The organism is Nonomuraea maheshkhaliensis (assembly GCF_039529435.1).
Classification (GTDB): domain Bacteria; phylum Actinomycetota; class Actinomycetes; order Streptosporangiales; family Streptosporangiaceae; genus Nonomuraea; species Nonomuraea maheshkhaliensis.
The window spans coordinates 1-15,779 of sequence record NZ_BAAAMU010000105.1; the positions used below are offsets into that span (position 1 = coordinate 1).

16 protein-coding genes are annotated in these 15,779 nt (G+C 70.2%); 12 read left to right on the forward strand and 4 right to left on the reverse strand.

The features are described from left to right. Positions 1 to 64 precede the first annotated feature (64 nt). Complete coding sequence (locus ABFX54_RS42955) at positions 65 to 826, reverse strand: FadR/GntR family transcriptional regulator (protein ID WP_346112704.1); 762 nt, start codon at positions 824 to 826, stop codon at positions 65 to 67. Between the two features lie 183 nt (positions 827 to 1,009). Between ABFX54_RS42955 and ABFX54_RS42960 the strand changes: the two genes are divergently transcribed. The 5 genes from ABFX54_RS42960 to manD all read left to right on the forward strand — a co-directional run bounded on the left by ABFX54_RS42960 (position 1,010) and on the right by manD (position 6,489). After that, entirely contained in the window at positions 1,010 to 2,254 is a 1,245-nt protein-coding gene (locus tag ABFX54_RS42960; RefSeq protein WP_346112705.1) for an ABC transporter substrate-binding protein, read from the forward strand. Positions 2,255 to 2,321: 67 nt separating this feature from the next. Then, on the forward strand, positions 2,322 to 3,263 hold the full coding sequence (locus ABFX54_RS42965) for a carbohydrate ABC transporter permease (RefSeq protein ID WP_346112706.1): 942 nt from the start codon (positions 2,322 to 2,324) through the stop codon (positions 3,261 to 3,263). After that, positions 3,260 to 4,075, forward strand: coding sequence for a carbohydrate ABC transporter permease (locus tag ABFX54_RS42970; RefSeq protein ID WP_346112707.1), 816 nt, complete (start codon positions 3,260 to 3,262; stop codon positions 4,073 to 4,075). Before ABFX54_RS42965 ends, ABFX54_RS42970 begins: the two co-directional genes overlap by 4 nt. Before the next feature lie 4 nt (positions 4,076 to 4,079). Then, positions 4,080 to 5,228, forward strand: a complete 1,149-nt coding sequence (gene dgoD / locus ABFX54_RS42975; RefSeq protein ID WP_346112708.1) for a galactonate dehydratase — start codon at positions 4,080 to 4,082, stop codon at positions 5,226 to 5,228. A gap of 31 nt (positions 5,229 to 5,259) precedes the next feature. Continuing rightward, complete coding sequence (gene manD / locus ABFX54_RS42980) at positions 5,260 to 6,489, forward strand: D-mannonate dehydratase ManD (protein ID WP_346112709.1); 1,230 nt, start codon at positions 5,260 to 5,262, stop codon at positions 6,487 to 6,489. 54 nt (positions 6,490 to 6,543) lie between these two features. On the opposite strand, the gene ABFX54_RS42985 is transcribed toward manD, so the two are convergent. Continuing rightward, complete coding sequence (locus tag ABFX54_RS42985; RefSeq protein ID WP_346112710.1) at positions 6,544 to 6,825, reverse strand: DUF3040 domain-containing protein; 282 nt, start codon at positions 6,823 to 6,825, stop codon at positions 6,544 to 6,546. A gap of 133 nt (positions 6,826 to 6,958) precedes the next feature. On the opposite strand from ABFX54_RS42985, the gene ABFX54_RS42990 reads away from it, so the two are divergent. Then, positions 6,959 to 7,522 carry a MarR family winged helix-turn-helix transcriptional regulator gene (locus ABFX54_RS42990; protein ID WP_346112712.1) on the forward strand — a complete coding sequence of 188 codons (564 nt, stop codon included), beginning with the start codon at positions 6,959 to 6,961 and terminating at the stop codon, positions 7,520 to 7,522. Between the two features lie 39 nt (positions 7,523 to 7,561). Then, a complete protein-coding gene (locus ABFX54_RS42995; RefSeq protein WP_346112713.1) occupies positions 7,562 to 8,239 on the forward strand; it encodes a hemerythrin domain-containing protein in 678 nt (225 codons plus the stop codon). A gap of 110 nt (positions 8,240 to 8,349) precedes the next feature. On the opposite strand, the gene ABFX54_RS43000 is transcribed toward ABFX54_RS42995, so the two are convergent. Further along, complete coding sequence (locus ABFX54_RS43000; RefSeq protein WP_346112714.1) at positions 8,350 to 9,246, reverse strand: hypothetical protein; 897 nt, start codon at positions 9,244 to 9,246, stop codon at positions 8,350 to 8,352. Positions 9,247 to 9,348: 102 nt separating this feature from the next. Between ABFX54_RS43000 and ABFX54_RS43005 the strand changes: the two genes are divergently transcribed. From ABFX54_RS43005 to ABFX54_RS43020, 4 genes are all read left to right on the forward strand, one after another. Then, positions 9,349 to 10,119, forward strand: a complete 771-nt coding sequence (locus tag ABFX54_RS43005) for a DeoR/GlpR family DNA-binding transcription regulator (protein ID WP_346112715.1) — start codon at positions 9,349 to 9,351, stop codon at positions 10,117 to 10,119. Positions 10,120 to 10,299: 180 nt separating this feature from the next. Then, entirely contained in the window at positions 10,300 to 12,726 is a 2,427-nt protein-coding gene (locus ABFX54_RS43010; protein ID WP_346112716.1) for a rhamnogalacturonan lyase, read from the forward strand. A 75-nt stretch (positions 12,727 to 12,801) separates the two neighbouring features. Beyond that, the gene (locus ABFX54_RS43015) at positions 12,802 to 13,047 is read left to right on the forward strand and encodes a VOC family protein (protein WP_346112717.1); all 246 of its coding nucleotides are present in this window, start codon (positions 12,802 to 12,804) and stop codon (positions 13,045 to 13,047) included. 75 nt (positions 13,048 to 13,122) lie between these two features. Beyond that, complete coding sequence (locus ABFX54_RS43020) at positions 13,123 to 13,857, forward strand: class I SAM-dependent DNA methyltransferase (RefSeq protein WP_346112718.1); 735 nt, start codon at positions 13,123 to 13,125, stop codon at positions 13,855 to 13,857. 107 nt (positions 13,858 to 13,964) lie between these two features. Here ABFX54_RS43020 and ABFX54_RS43025 read toward each other — a convergent pair whose 3' ends face one another. After that, the gene (locus ABFX54_RS43025; RefSeq protein ID WP_346112719.1) at positions 13,965 to 15,137 is read right to left on the reverse strand and encodes a DUF8189 domain-containing protein; all 1,173 of its coding nucleotides are present in this window, start codon (positions 15,135 to 15,137) and stop codon (positions 13,965 to 13,967) included. A 214-nt stretch (positions 15,138 to 15,351) separates the two neighbouring features. On the opposite strand from ABFX54_RS43025, the gene ABFX54_RS43030 reads away from it, so the two are divergent. Further along, complete coding sequence (locus tag ABFX54_RS43030) at positions 15,352 to 15,570, forward strand: hypothetical protein (RefSeq protein ID WP_346112720.1); 219 nt, start codon at positions 15,352 to 15,354, stop codon at positions 15,568 to 15,570. Positions 15,571 to 15,779: the final 209 nt, after the last annotated feature.

Below are 15,779 nucleotides of genomic sequence, written 5' to 3' on the forward strand. Positions count from 1 at the left end.
GGCAGCGCCTGACCGGACGCCGCCCGACCGGGGGGCGGTGCTCATCCCCGGCGGGCGCGGCGCGTCACTCCCCGCCGGGCTCGGCGGTCCGCTCCCACATCGACTTCATCTCGGCGAACCCCTGCTCCATGATCCGCACCATGGCCCGCCTGGCCCGCTCGCCGTCGCGCCGCTGGATGGCGTGGGCCACGTCGGTGTGCAGCTGCAACGCCTCCTCGTCGGGGTAGTGTGGCATCAGGTGGTAGTGGTGCCTTCCGGCCAGCACCTCGGCCACGATCAGCTGGAGCTCGGAGAACATCTCGTTGCCCGAGGCGACCAGCACCCGCCGGTGGAAGTCGATGTCCAGGTCGAGGAAGCGGGCCTCGTCGCCCGCCTTGCCCGCGGCCCACATCTTGGCGGCGAGTCCCACTAAATCGCTCGCCTCGTCGTCGTGGACGCGTTCGGCGGCCAGCCAGGCCGCGTACGGCTCGATCGCCGTACGGAGCTCGGTGATCGAGCGCATCTGCGCCATCCGCTCGCCGGAGGCGAGCCGCCACCGGATCACCTGCGGATCGAAGACCTTCCACGCCTCGGCGGGCTGGATCATGATGCCGACCCGGCGCCGGGTCTCGACGAGCCCCATCGAGGCGAGCACCCGCAGCACCTCGCGGATCACCGAGCGGGACACCTGGTAGCGGTCGACCAGGTCTTCGATGCTGAGGACGGAGCCCGCGGGCGGGTCGCCGTTGCAGATGACGGTGCCGAGTTCGTCGAGGACACGAGCATGGAGCCCAGCCTCGGCAGGGGCCTGTGGGCTGGATGCGCCCCTGGGGGAGGACTGGGTCACGGACAAAGCATATCAATTGAAAGACGATACTTGAATAAGTCAGCTTTTTTGGCCTAGCATCCCGACATTAAACGGATGTTACGAGTGCGTGGCGCTCTACCGGGGGGCGGCGACCATGACGAAAGGCGAGATGACGTGCGACATCGATCGATAATCGGCCCATCTCTGGCCGTGGTTGTTGCCATGAGCCTGTCCGCCTGCGGCGGCGGTGGCGACAGCGGCGAGGGCGGATCCAACACGGTCCGGGTCACGCTGGCCAACCACGTGTGGACCGACAACATCAAGAAGGCGCTGCCCGAGTTCGAGAAGCAGTCCGGGCTCAAGGTCGAGGTCACCCAGCTCGGCGAGGATCAGCTCTCCGACCAGTACAACGTCAAGCTCAACGCCGGCTCGTCCGACATCGACGTGATGATGTACCGGCCCCTCCAGGAGGGCAAGCTCTTCGCCAAGAACAAGTACCTGGCCGACCTGTCGGACCAGGTGAAGGCGAACGCGAGCTGGGACTTCGCCGACTTCCAGGCGGGCCCGAAGGAGGCCACGACCTACGAGGGCAAGCCGGTCGGCGTGCCGATCATCACTGAGCAGGAGGTCCTCTACTACCGCAAGGACCTGCTGGAGAAGGCCGGGCTCGACGGCCCGCCGAAGACCCTCGACGAGCTGAAGGCCGCCGCCGCCAAGATCAAGGCGTCCGACCCCGGCGTCGCCGGGTTCGTCGCCCGTACCGGCAAGTCCGCGGCGGTCACCCAGTTCTCGAGCTTCCTCTACAGCTTCGGCGGCGACTTCGTCGACGGTGGCGGCAAGTCGGCGGTGGCCAGCGACGCGGCCAAGCAGGCGTACGCCTTCTACGGCGGCCTGATCAAGGACTCGGGGCCGGCGAACGTCAGCACCGACATGGGCTGGCCCGAGGCGATGGCCATCTTCACCCAGGGCAAGGCCGCCTTCTACACCGAGGCGAACTCCCTGTACAAGAACGCCACCGACCCGGCCAAGTCCAAGGTGTCGGACCAGGTCGGCTTCGCGCCGTTCCCGGCCGGCCCGGCGGGCTCGAAGCCGTACAACATCCCGTCGTGGGCGCTGGGCGTCAACGCCAGCTCCGAGAACACCGCCAACGCGTGGAAGTTCATCGAGTGGGCCACCGGCAAGGACCAGACGCTCGCGCAGCAGAAGTCCGGCGTGCCGGGTGCCCGCGCCTCCGTCTGGGACAGCCCCGAGGGCATCTCGACGTTCCCGAAGGACCTCGCCGACTCCATCGCGGCCAGCACCAAGACCGGCGTGGGGCATGACCGTCCCCTGGTCGTGAAGGTCGCCGAGTCGCGCGAGATCGTCGGCCAGCCGATCGTGGACGCCATCACCGGCAAGGACGCCGCCGCGGCGGCCGACACCGCCAACACCGCGTTCCAGAAGTTCCTGGACGACGAGGCCCGGTAAGCGGCGCACGCGGGCGACGCGACCGTCGCCCGCGTACCTCCGCGGTTCCGCCTCATCTGGAGACCTCATGGCAACGACCACCACCAAGGCGCCGCCCGGCGCCGCCACCGCCCCCGCCACGCCCGGCTGGGCCCGCTGGGTCGATCACCACCGCAAGTGGCTGTTCGCCGCGCCCGCGATGACGTTCGTCGCCGCGCTGCTCGTCTTCCCCCTGGCCTGGACCGGCTACCTCAGCCTGACCGACGCCGAGGGATCCGTGCGCGCGGAGAGCGAGTTCATCGGCCTGCGGAACTATCTCGACGTCCTGACCGACTTCGAACGGTTCTGGCCGGCCGTCGGGCGGACCGCCACGTTCACCGTCGTGGCGCTGCTGTTCGAGGTGGTGCTGGGGATGGCGATCGCGCTGCTGCTGTGGCGGCCGTTCAAGGGCGAGCGCTGGGTCCGGGTCGCCATCCTGCTGCCGCTGGTCGCCACCCCGGTCGCGGTCGGCATGATGTGGCGGCTCATCTTCGACCCGAACATCGGCCTGGCCAACCAGACCCTCGGCTGGTTCGGCATCGGGCCGCAGCCGTGGCTGGCCGGCCAGCACACGGCCCTGCCCACGACGATCTTCATCGACGTGTGGCAGTGGACGCCGATGGTGGTGCTGATCCTGCTGGCCGGGCTCACCTCGCTGTCGGAGGAGCCGCAGGAGGCCGCGCGCATCGACGGCGCGAGCACCTGGCAGCGCTTCCGTCACGTCACCCTGCCGCTGCTGATGCCGACGCTGACGGTGGCGATCCTGCTGCGCGGCATCGACGCGCTGAAGACCTTCGACATCCTGTACGCCACCAAGGGCCGCGGCGGCGGCTCCTTCCACGAGGTCGAGACGCTCAACGTCTACGCCTACGGCCTCAGCTTCGACTACAACGAGTACGGCGTCTCCTCCACCGTGCTCATCCTCTTCTTCCTCATCATCATCGGGGCGATGTGGGCCCTGACCACCCGGCGCAAGGAGGCGCAGCGATGAGACCCCGGACCGCTTACCAGGTGTTCCGGGGGGTGGCGCTCACGGTCGTGGTGCTCGGGCTGATCGCGCCGCTGATCTGGATGGTCGCCGCGTCGTTCAAGACGAACGTCGACATCTACGACCCCGGCAAGGCGCTGGCCTTCGTCCCCACCCTGGCCAACTACGCCAACGTGCTGCAGCAGGCGAACTACGTCGAGTTCATCGTCAACAGCCTCTGGGTGGCGTTCGCCGCGACCGTGCTCTCGCTGATCCTGGGCGTGCCGGCGGCGTACTCGATGAGCCGGTTCAACATGCGCAAGTCGGCGCTGGTGGTGCTGATGGCCCGGGTCATCCCCGGCGTGTCGCTGCTGGTCCCCTGGTTCTACGTCTTCTCCAACCTGAAGCTGGTCGGCGGCTTCGGGGTGCTGATCATCAGCCACATGTTCGTGTCGCTGCCGCTGGTCGTCTACATCATGATGGGCTACTTCGACAGCCTGCCCGAGGAGCTGGAGGAGGCGGCGCTGGTCGACGGGCTGACCCATGTGGGCGCGTTCCGGCGGATCACGCTGCCGCTGTCGGTGCCGGGGATCGCGACGGCGGGCATCCTGTCGTTCATCTTCTCCTGGAACAACTTCATGTTCGCCCTGGTGCTGTCCGACGCGGACACCAAGACCCTGCCGGTGGCGATCTTCGACTTCGTCGGGTACGCCAGCATCGACTGGGGCGGCCTGATGGCCGCGACCACCGTGGTCACGCTGCCGATCATGGTGATCGCCCTGTTCGTGCAGAAGTACGTCGTCTCCGGCCTGACCGCCGGCGCGACCAAGGGCTGAGGGCATGACGGCCATCACGCGTGTCGAGACCTTCCTGGTCGCCCCCCGCTGGCTCTTCGTCCGGGTCGAGACCGCCTCGGGCGTCGTCGGCTGGGGCGAGGCCACCTGCGAGGGGCGTTCGGAGACCGTGCGCACCGCCGTGCACCAGCTCGCCGAGCTGCTCGTCGGCCGGGACGCGCTGCGCATCGAGGACCACTGGCAGGTGATGACCAAGGGCTCGTTCTACCGGGGCGGGCCGATCCTGGCCAGCGCCGTGTCGGGCCTGGACCAGGCGCTGTGGGACATCGCCGGCAAACACTTCGGCGCGCCGGTGCACCAGCTGCTCGGCGGCCCGGTCCGTGACCGGATCCGCGTGTACGGGTGGGTCGGCGGCGACGAGCCCAGCGAGGTGCGCGACCACATCGCCGCCCAGGTCGAGGCCGGCCTCACCGCGGTGAAGATGAACGCCTCCGGCCGGATGAGCCCGCTCGCCTCGGTCGCCGAGCTGAACGGCGTGGTCGCCCGGGTGGCCGCCGCCCGCGAGGTGCTCGGCGACATCCGCGACGTGGCCGTGGACCTGCACGGGCGCTTCACCCTGGCCAACGCCCGCCGGCTGGCGCCGCTGCTGGAGCCGTACCGGCCGCTGTTCCTGGAGGAGCCGGTCGTCCCGGAGAACTCGCACCTGATCGGCGAGTTCGTCCGCTCGACGCCGGTCCCGGTGTCGACCGGGGAGCGGCTCTACAGCCGGCAGGAGTTCCTGCCGGTCCTCCAGGCCGGCATCGCGGTCGCCCAGCCGGACCTCGCGCACGCCGGCGGCATCACCGAGGTACGCAAGATCGCCGCCCTGGCCGAGGTGTACGACGTGCAGCTCGCCCCGCACTGCCCGCTCGGCCCGATCGCGCTGGCGGCCTGCCTTCAGGTGGGTTTCGCCACGCCGAACTACCTGATCCAGGAGCAGAGCATCGGCATCCACTACAACCGGGGCGCCGACGTGCTCGACTACTGTGTGGACCGGGCCGCGCTGGCGTTCGCGGACGGCCACATCGAGCGGCTCACCGCGCCCGGCCTGGGCATCGAGATCGACGAGGCTTCGGTCCGCGCCGCCGACAAGCGGGGGCACGCCTGGCGCGGTCCGATCTGGCGGCACCGCGACGGCTCGTTCGCGGAATGGTGAGCCCCATCCCTGTTGTGAGAAAGGCACCTCTGTGAAGATCATCGCCGCGGACGTCGTCGTCGCCAGTCCGGACCGGAACTTCGTCACCCTGAAGATCACCACGGATGACGGCATCACCGGCCTGGGCGACGGCACCCTCAACGGGCGCGAGCTGTCGGTCGCCTCCTACCTGGCCGATCATGTCGTCCCCCTGCTGATCGGGCGGGACGCGCACCGCATCGAGGACACGTGGCAGTTCCTCTACCGCTCGGCGTACTGGCGGCGCGGTCCCGTCACCATGGCCGCTATCGCGGCCGTGGACGTGGCGCTGTGGGACATCAAGGCCAAGGCCGCCGGGATGCCGCTCTACCAGCTGCTCGGCGGCGCCTCCAGGACCGGGATCATGGCGTACGGGCACGCGTCGGGCCGGGACGAGCAGGAGCTGTTCGACTCGATCCGCCGGCACCTGGAGCTGGGCTACCGCTCGATCCGGGTGCAGACCTCCGTGCCGGGCATCAACGCCGTCTACGGTGTCGCCGCCCAGCCCAGCGTTGACGGCAAGCGCTACGACTACGAGCCGGCACAGCGCACCCCGCTGCCCGCCGAGGAGGACTGGGACACCCGCGCCTACCTGCGTCACCTGCCCGGCGTCTTCGAGGCGGTGCGGAACGAGTTCGGTCCCGAGCTGCCGCTGCTGCACGACGGGCACCACCGGATGACGCCGATCCAGGCGGCCAAACTGGGCAAGGCGCTGGAGCCGTACGACCTGTTCTGGCTGGAGGACTGCACGCCGGCCGAGAACCAGGACGCGTTGCGCCTGGTCCGGCAGCACACGACCACGCCGCTGGCGATCGGCGAGGTGTTCAACACCGTGTGGGACTACCAGACGCTGATCCGCGAGCAGCTCATCGACTACGTCCGCTCGGCGGTCACCCACACGGGCGGCATCACGGCCATGCGCAAGCTGCTCGACTTCGCCGCCCAGTACCAGATCAAGTCCGGCATCCACGGCCCGACCGACATCTCACCGGTCGGCATGGCCGCCGCGCTGCACCTGGACCTGGCGATCCACAACTTCGGCATCCAGGAGTACATGCAGCACGGGGCGGCGACCAACGAGGTGTTCCGGCAGTCGTTCACGTTCGACGACGGCTATCTGCATCTGGGTGAGCTGCCTGGGCTCGGGGTGGAGCTGGACGAGCAGGCCGCGGCGCGGTTCCCGTACCAGCCGGCCTACCTGCCGTTCAACCGGCTCAAGGACGGCACCGTCCACGACTGGTGAGCCGTTCATGACGACGCCTGGGCGCCCCTTGCCGGTGCCCGGGCGTCGCCGGTGTCACGGCCGCTCCTCCGCCCGGCGCGAGCGCGCGTACCAGATCCAGCCGCTCAGCCCGGCGAACAGCAGCGCGACGAACGGCGATCCGGCGAGCAGGGAGATGACCGCGAACGCCGCGCTGAAGACGGTCATGATCGTGTACGCCTCTTGGGGCAGGAGCGGCGTCGCCGCCCGGGCCAGGCGTCGCGCGCCGGCGACGAACGATCGGGCGAAGTCCGGATCGTCATCTGCCAACCGGCGCTGAATGTCCCTCAGGGCCGCACGTTCGTCGTCGTCGAGCACGACACACCTCCAGGGCGATGCCGCCAGCTTGGATATTTGTATCGTAGCACGATATAAACTGGAATCCATGGACGCTGTCACGTGCGGCCCGGGGCGCGCGTGACCTGGGAGAGGCGAGAGAGGCGACGCGATCGTGGGCGACGTTCTGGACGAGACGCCGGAGCAGAACGAATCCATCATCGCACCCGCGGGCATGGACGACACTGCGGTCGCACCTGCGGACACGGACGAATCCACCGTCGTACCGGCGGGCGAATCCGGAGCGGCGCGACCGGAGCCCCTGACCAAGCAGGACTTCGAGGCGCTGGCCAGGTTCCGTTTCGCGATCCGCGCCTACCTGCGCTTCAGCGAGGACGCGGTGCGCGCCGCCGGCCTGACCCCGCAGCAGTACCAGCTGCTGCTGGCGCTCAAGGGCTTCCCCGGCCGCGACTGGGCGAGCGTTCGGGAGCTCGCCGACCGGCTGCTGCTGCGCCACCACAGCGTGGTCGAGCTCGTCGGCCGGGCGCAGAAACAGGGTCTCGTACGCCGTACCGCCCATCCCAGCGACGGCCGGGCGGTGCGCGTGACGCTGGCCCCCGCGGGCGAACGCGTCCTGACCCGCCTGGGCACGCTGCACCGCGACGAGCTACGGCGGATGGACACCGCGATCCTGCCTCCTGAGTGGGAGAGCGCCTCGCCCCCGTTCGACGGAAACTGAGCCCCGGCACCGGCCCGCTCCACCCCAAGGAAAGGGATCATGGACACGCTGACGACGCTGACCATGGAACACACCCACCTCCTGACCCAGGTCACCGGCCGGGCGCGTGACGTCCTGCGGGTGACCGAGCAGGACCGCTGGCCGAGCCGCGAACTGACCGCGCTGGCCGCTTACCTGCGCGCCGAGCTCATCAGGCAGGTCACCGACGAGGAACGGCTGCTCTTCCCCGCCCACGAGACCACCCCCGAGCTGTCCCGGCCGGCCCGCGACCACGCCCGGCTGCGCGCCTGCGTCGGCACCCTCGCCGCCGCGGCCCGCGAACGCGGCGCCCGCTCCCCCGCCCGGCTCGCCACCACCGTCCGCGACCTGCTCATCCAGCTCGGGGACCACCTCACCATCGAGCAGGCGATCCTGGCCGCCCCGGACGCGCCGGCCACCTCCACCTCGGCTCTCGGCGCCTGCCCGCACCACTGGTACCCACTGACCGAGGGCCCCGTCGTCGACCTGGACGCGCTTCCCGCCGACCGCCTGACGGAGGCCGTCGGCGACCGGCTGCACCGGCTGTCGCGGGACGAGCAGCTCGATCTGTGCTCAGGCACCGACCCGAGCGACCTGTGCGACACGCTGGCGGCCTGCCACGACGACTACGGTTTCACGTACCTGGCCTGCGGGCCTGGCTTGTGGCGGGTACGCGTCACCCACCGCCTCGGCCGCTGACCTCGGCCTTCTGCGTCATCCCCAGCTCGGACACCGGCCTTGCCGGCTGCGTCCGCCCATCGGCTCGGACCGGATTCCGACCGGCTACATCGGGCCGGTTGCCGGGCCGGTCATCGTGCGTTCCACGGGCGCGCGTGCTCGTCCACGATGGCGGCCAGGCGCCGCAGCCGGGGCATCGAACGCGCCCTCAACCGCGCGGCCAGGTCCGGCGCGCCGACGACGTCGCTCCAGATGGCCCGGCCGGCCAGCATGCCCGACGCGCCCGCCCGGCAGGCCGCTCGTACCGCCGCCGGGAAGCCGTCGCGCTCCACGCCCTGCGAGAGCACCACCCACGGGACGGGGATCACCTCGTCCAGCAGGGCACATTCCGCCAGCAGCTTCTCCTCCGGCGCGGCCCCGCCGAGCGGGACCTGCGCCTTGTACAGGCTCGGCCGAAGCCCGGCCAGCTCCCGCGCCGCCTCCCTGATCGCGGCCGACCCGTCGAACGCGCTCTGGCGGGCGGCGGGCTTGGCGACGCCTTCGAGCACGGAGAGCAGCCCGGCCGCGGCACACCGCCGGACGAACTCGGCCGCCGTCTCCAGCCGGCGCTCCCGCTCCTCGTCGTCACGCCAGATGAGCAGCAACTTGGCCGCCACCGCCCCGGCCGCCCGCGCGGCGGCCAGGTCCACCCGCTCGTCGATCGCGGTGTCCTCGACCGGTCCGTCCGGGTCCTGCCGCAAGCTGTCCACGGCGACGATCAGCCCGCCGGGCACCAAGCCCTCGGCCGCCACCCGTTCGAACCCGAAGTCCCGGTCGATCAGGAAGCCGGAACCGTACGGCCCCACCTCACGCGCCACCGTCAGCTTGAACGACGTCAGCACCTCGTCACCCACCCGCTCGCCCGTCGCCGCGGCGTACATCTGCCGCAGACTCTCGCGCTGATCCATGGCGACCATGGCGAACCCGCCGGAAGGCCGGGCGAGCAGGTCGAGCGTCGGCTCGGGGGCGGTGGTGCCGGGGCCGGCCATCGGTGCTCCTGTTCTGGCGCGCTCTGCGCTGCACCCGTCATGTTGTCACTATAAATCCAGAAAATGGCGGAAAAACGCCAACCTTTGCGGCATCATAGTCACATGACCAGCGCCCAGGAGGCCACCAGCCTGCGCTACACCTCCGCCCCGGCGCGCCGCGAGGCGATCCTGCGTCGCGTCGAACTGGACGGGTACGTCGCCGCCACGGACCTCGTCACCCACCTGGACGTCTCCCCCAACACCGTCCGCCGCGACCTGCGCAGACTGGCCCAGGACGGCCTCATCCGCGTGGTGCACGGGGGCGCGACGGCGGCGGAGGCGACGGCGCCGCCGTTCGCCGATCGGTCGGAGCAGGCCGGCGCCGCCAAGCGCGCGATCGCCGTCACGGCCGTGCGGCACGTCGAGCCCGGCACGACCGTGGCGCTCGACTCGGGCACCACCACGCTGGAGATCGCCAAGCTGCTGCCCGCCGACGCCGGCCTCACCGTGATCACCCATTCGCTGCCCGCCATCGCCGCGCTCGCCCCCCGCCCGGACGTCACGCTGATCGGCGTCGGCGGCCAGTACGGCAGGGACACCCGCTCCTTCGGCGGCCCCGAGACCCTGGCGGCGCTCGAACACCTCAGCGTGCGCACCCTGTTCCTGGCCGCCACCGCGCTCGACGCCTCGGGAGTGTACGGAGCCACCCCGTACGAGGCCGAGACCAAGCGCCGCCTCATCTCCGTCGCCCGCAGGACGATCGTCGTCGGCGACGCGCGCAAGTTCGCCTTGAACGCCCCGATCCGGGTGTGCGGCTGGGACGCGGCCGACCTGCTGGTGACGGACGGCGTCCCGGCCGGCTTCACCGGCGTCGGCGTGCAGCTCGCGCCATAGGCGTATCCGCTCACCGCCTGCCCGGCGAATCGCCTTATTCCCTTTATTTCGCATTTGCCAGCTAACGCCCCATTTCACCGCACCGGAAATCGACCGGCAACAAAGCCTTGACAGGAGCCGCTATCCGCCAATACTCTCCCAGCTAAAATTATATCGATTTAATCAGCGGAGCTCGTGACCATGAGACCCCCCAGCAGCATCCGCCGAGCGCTCGCCACCGGCCTGGCCGCCCTGCTCTGCCTGCCGCTCACCGCGCTCCCCACGGCCGCGAACGCCGCGAACACCGCGGGCGACAGGGGCGCCACAGACGCCGACGCGACGACCGGCAGCACGGGCGCAGAAGCCGTGCACGCCGCGGGCGCGTACAAGGGCCCGGAGATCGCCCGCGCCTCGGGCCGCCACCGCTCCACCCCCCACCTGGAGCAGCTCGACCGCGGCCTGGTGGCCGCCTCCACCGGCGAAGGCGTCTTCCTGAGCTGGCGCCTCCTCGGTGACGAGGTCTCCGGCCACGGCCGGAACGGCATGACGGGCGCCACCTTCCGCGTCTACCGCGACGGCCGCCCCATCGCCACCGTGACCGACAGCACCAACTACAAGGACACCGGCGGCACGGCCCGTTCGCAGTACCGGGTGGCGCCGATCGTCAAGGGCCGCGAAGGCCGCAAGAGCGGCGCGGCCACGCCCTGGCTTAAAACGTTTTACGACCTTCCGCTGAAGAAACCGGCCGACGGCGTGACCCCGGCCGGCGAGGCGTACACGTACGCGGCCAACGACCTGAGCGTCGGCGACGTGGACGGCGACGGCCAGTACGAGTACGTGGTCAAGTGGGACCCGTCCAACAGCAAGGACGTCTCCCAGCGCGGCTACACCGGCAACACCTACGTGGACACGTACGAACTGGACGGCACCCTGCGCTGGCGCCTCGACCTGGGCGTCAACATCCGCTCCGGCGCCCACTACACCCAGTTCCTGGTCTACGACTTCGACGGCGACGGGCGTTCGGAGATGATGCTCAAGACCGCCCCAGGCACCAAGATCATCCGGTACGGCGGCAGAGGTCAGGTCGTCTCCGAGCGTTATGTCACGATGCCCCGCGCGGACGTCAAAGCCGGATACGCGAATACCGACGACTATCGAAAAAGCGCGGCAGACTATTTCGACCATGTTGCCGCCATGTTCGAGAAGTGGCATGAGCACCCGGAGGTCGTCGCCGGACGCTGGCCGGCCACGCTCGAAGCGGCGTTCGGCATCGCGCCCAAGTACCGTTACCCGCTCTCTCACGCGGACGCGGTCGAGCTGGCCACGTACTTCGTGGACGTCTACGCGCCGGCCCGCAGCGGCAACAACCGGCTGCGCGAGTTCGCCGGGTTCGTCCTGACCGGCCCCGAATACCTGTCGGTCTTCGAGGGCGCCACCGGCCGCGAACTGCAGACCATCCACTACAAGCCCCGCCGCGGCGACGACGGCCTGCTGTGGGGCGACTACGCGATGTCCAGGGTCGAGCCGGGCAACCGGGTCGACCGCTTCCTGTCCTCGGTCGCCTACCTCGACGGCAAGCGGCCCTCGGCGATCTTCGCGCGCGGCTACTACACCCGCACCACGCTGGTCGCCTACGACTGGGACGGCAGGCGGCTCAAGGAGCGCTGGTACGTCGACAGCGGCCACGTCCCGATGGCCAACCCGTTCAACGCCGCCCCGCACGGCGTGGACGGCCGCAATCCCGAGTACGCCACCCTCACCACGCAGGGCTTCCACTCGATGAGCGTGGCCGACGTGGACGACGACGGCAGGCAAGAGGTCATTTACGGCTCCGCCACCATCGACGACGACGGCGACCTGCTCTACTCCTCCTTCGCCGTGGCCCCGCCGCAGAGCAACGTGCCCGGCCAGAACGTCCGCCTCGGACACGGCGACGCCATGCACGTCGGCGACATCGACCCCGACCGGCCCGGCCTGGAGATCTGGACCGTGCACGAGGGCGGCCCCTGGGCCCCGTACGGCTGGGCGCTGCGCGAGGCGGCCACCGGCGAGGTGATCCACGGCGGCTACAGCGGCGTCGACACCGGCCGCGGCATGACCGGCGACATCGACCCGGCCGTCCGCGGCCTGGAGACCTGGTCGTCGATGCCGCCCGACCAGGCGATCCAGGCCGGCCTGTGGTCGGCCCGCGGCGAGTACCTGGGCCGCGACGCCCCCGGCACGAACATGAGCATCCGCTGGGCCGCCGACATGACCACCCAGATGGTCAACGGCACCGCCACCACCGAGCTGCAGACGCCGACGATCGGCGACCGCCGTCGCGGCACGCTGCTGACCGCCGAGGGCACGCTGACCAACAACTGGACCAAGGGCAACCCCGGCCTGGTGGCGGACGTGTTCGGCGACTGGCGCGAGGAACTGCTGGTCCGCACCACCGACAGCAGCGCAGTGCGGATGTACGTCAGCACCGAGCTGACGGACAGGAAGCTGTACACGCTGATGCACGACCCGCAGTACCGGGTGGAGGTGGCCAGACAGCAGACCGCCTACAACCAGCCCGCCTACCCGAGCTTCTACCTCGGCTCGGACATCGACTGGTCGAAGGTCCCCATCCCGGCCACCAGGTGACCGGCGGACGGCGGGCGGGCCTCCCGGGCTCGCCCGCCCCCGCACGGAGGTGGACATGCCGGGCAACCCGTTCTGGTGGGTGGGCCTCGACATGACAGCTCCCCTCACCTCGTCTTCGTCGAGGTGCCGGAGCCGAAACGCGGCAGGAATCGCGTTCACCTCGATCTCATGCCCCAGGACGGATCGCAGGAGCAGGAGCTCGCCCGGCTCGAATCGCTGGGCGCGCGCATCGTGGACGACCGCCGCGGCCTCACCCCCGGCGGTTGGGTGGTGATGGCCGGCCCCGAAGGCAACGAGTTCTGCGTCGAGGGCGGCGAGTAGCCGGGCCACACCCGCCACCATGGGCTCACCGAATCGGTCGGTGAGCGCTGTGCGTTCCCGGGCACAACCACCTCCATGCCGGAGAACGACTTCGACGAACACATCGCGCGGACGTACGAGGACAAATGGCCGGAGCTGTTCGAACCCGCGGTCGTCGACCCCGCCGTGGACTTCCTCGCCGCCCTGGCCGGGCCGGGCGGCACCGCGCTCGAACTGGGCATCGGCACCGGCCGCATCGCGCTGCCCCTCAGCCGGCGCGGCGTCCGGGTGCACGGGATCGAGCTGTCGCCGGCGATGGCGGCCCAGCTCAGCGGCAAACCGGGCGCCCAGCACATCGACGTGACCATCGGCGACTTCGCCACCACCAGGGCCGGGCACGACTTCAGTCTCGCCTATCTGGTACGCAACACCATCACGAACCTGACCACCCAGGACGAACAGGTCGAATGCTTCCGTGCCGTGGCCGACCAGCTCGAACCCGGCGGCTCGTTCGTCATCGAGGTCTACATCCCCGAGCTCCGTCGCCTGCCACCGGGCCAGACCGTGCACCCGTTCACCGTGACCCCGGCGCATCTCGGGTTCGAGGAGTACGACGTGACGTCACAGATCGCCGTCTCCCATCACTACTGGGTCGTGGACGGCAGGTTGGAGACCCGCTCGACGCGGCACCGCTATGTCTGGCCGTCCGAGCTCGATCTGATGGCGCGGATCGCCGGAATGACCTTGCGCGAACGATGGGCCGGCTGGAACCGCGAGCCCTACACCGGCGACAGCCGCAGCCACATCTCGCTCTGGCAGAAGGCATCCTGACCTCCAGACCGCACAACCACCGCTGTCGCCGTCCCCCGCCCGGGCGGTCGCCCGCGCCTCAAGGAGACGCGAGCGACCGTGGTTCGCGGTGCACGGGCGGGCGTGGCTCAGCCGACGGCCGGGCCCGGGATCGGGGTGAACCCGCCGAACTTGTGCGGCGGCTGGAGCGTGGGAGACGGATCCACGTTCAGGCCCAGGGATCCGCTTGCGAGGCGGGCCAGCAGGAATCCTGGCCCCAGCGTGCTGACACCGGGGCCGAACGCCGCCGGGTTGCCGGAGACCGCGCCGTCGATCCGCTCGTAACCGCGGTAGGCGGCATCGGGCGAGGCCGCCTTGTTGACGTACAGGGCGTCGTCGGTGCCCCGGACGTACAGAGAGGTGACGTTGCCCTGGAAGCTGAAGGCGGGGTCGCTGGTGGCGATCCCGCCGAGCGGCTTCCAGGCGTACGGGAGCGTGAACAGGTTGAGCGTCCAGAGACCGCCGTCCGCGCCCCGTGCGGCGATGAAGCCGCCGCCGAAGAGGGCGTCCTCGGCGACGGCGATGTTACTGGTGACCTGGAGGTCTCCGAGCGGCTCGAACGGAGTGACGCCACTGGCGCTCACCCTGCTGACGTAGACGCGGTGGTCGGCGCCCCGGACGAACACCCGGACGGTGTCGTTCGGGACGGCGAAGGTACGGGTGGCGGTGATGTCGCTGGTGGCGAAGCCGCCGAGGCTGCTCCAGCCGGCCCACGCGCCGCCGTTGAGGCTGTTGGTCCACACGGCGCCGTCGGGGCCGCGCGCGAAGATCCGCAGGCTGCCCGCCGGCGCGAGGTTGGGCACGAGCGCCTCGACATCGCCGGTGACCGTCAGGCCGGGCACCGTCGAGTAACCGGTGACGGCGCCGGACGGGGTGATCGTGTTGGTGTAGACCTGGTCGTCGGTCCCGCGCACGAAGAAGTGGGTCCCCAAGGAGTTGACCACCACCGACGGATCGCCGACGATCACTCCGCCGAGCGACTGGAGCGGCCCGAACGTGGTACCCGAGCGGGCGCTGTAGAGCAGCGCACCATCGGCCCCGCGCACGGCGACACCGGTCGCGACGGGCGGGGCGGCGCGATCGTAGGCCACGGCCGGGGTGCTGAGATCGGGCAGGTCAGCCGCGTAAGGCGGCGGCACGACGGCGGCCGAGGCGTCGGATGCCGCGGCCGAGGCGGAGGTCGCGGGCGCCAGAACGCCCGCGGCGGCGGCCAGGATCGCCGCGGCCGCGAGGGTCTTGCGTAACCAGTGAGGCTGGGTCATCGAAGTCCCTTCTCGGAGAGGTGACCTCGATTCGTCTCCCGGACGCCACTTGGATCACCGGGCGACCGGAAAAGATCTTATTCGGCAGGACGCCTTTACAGCGTAGATCGCTTGCAAGCCTCCATACCGGCGGCATACCGGCGCCTGCTTGGCTGTGGCCACCACCGAGCCCCTGCACGTGGAAGAGCGGGGCTCCCAGAAGAGAGGTTCGCCTGTGAAGCAGAGAATCGCCCTCCTCCTCGGGACGGCCATGGTCTCGATGACGTTCGTGGCGGCACTCAACGCCGCTCCGGCGCAAGCGAAGTCATGGCATTGGCACGGCCCCGTGAGCAAGAGCGTGTGCGTCTCGGAAGCCGCCGTGAAGCGGAGCAAGGGCTTCAAGGCAGAATGCAAGTGGACGCCCTACGGCTACTACTGGGGCACCTACTCCTGACCGCCGCCCTCTGCCGGCTCGCGCGGACTCCGGCCGTCACCCCTCGATCCACCGAGCGCGCGACGGCCATGACCAGCCTGCCGGTGCGGTGGTCATGCACCACCGACTCGTGGGCACATGTCGGCGACCCGCGCTCAGCCTGTTCGATCAGGCGCACGTTCGCGTTGGCCGGCGGCGTCGCACTGCCGGCTCAGCGGCACGCCACTCGC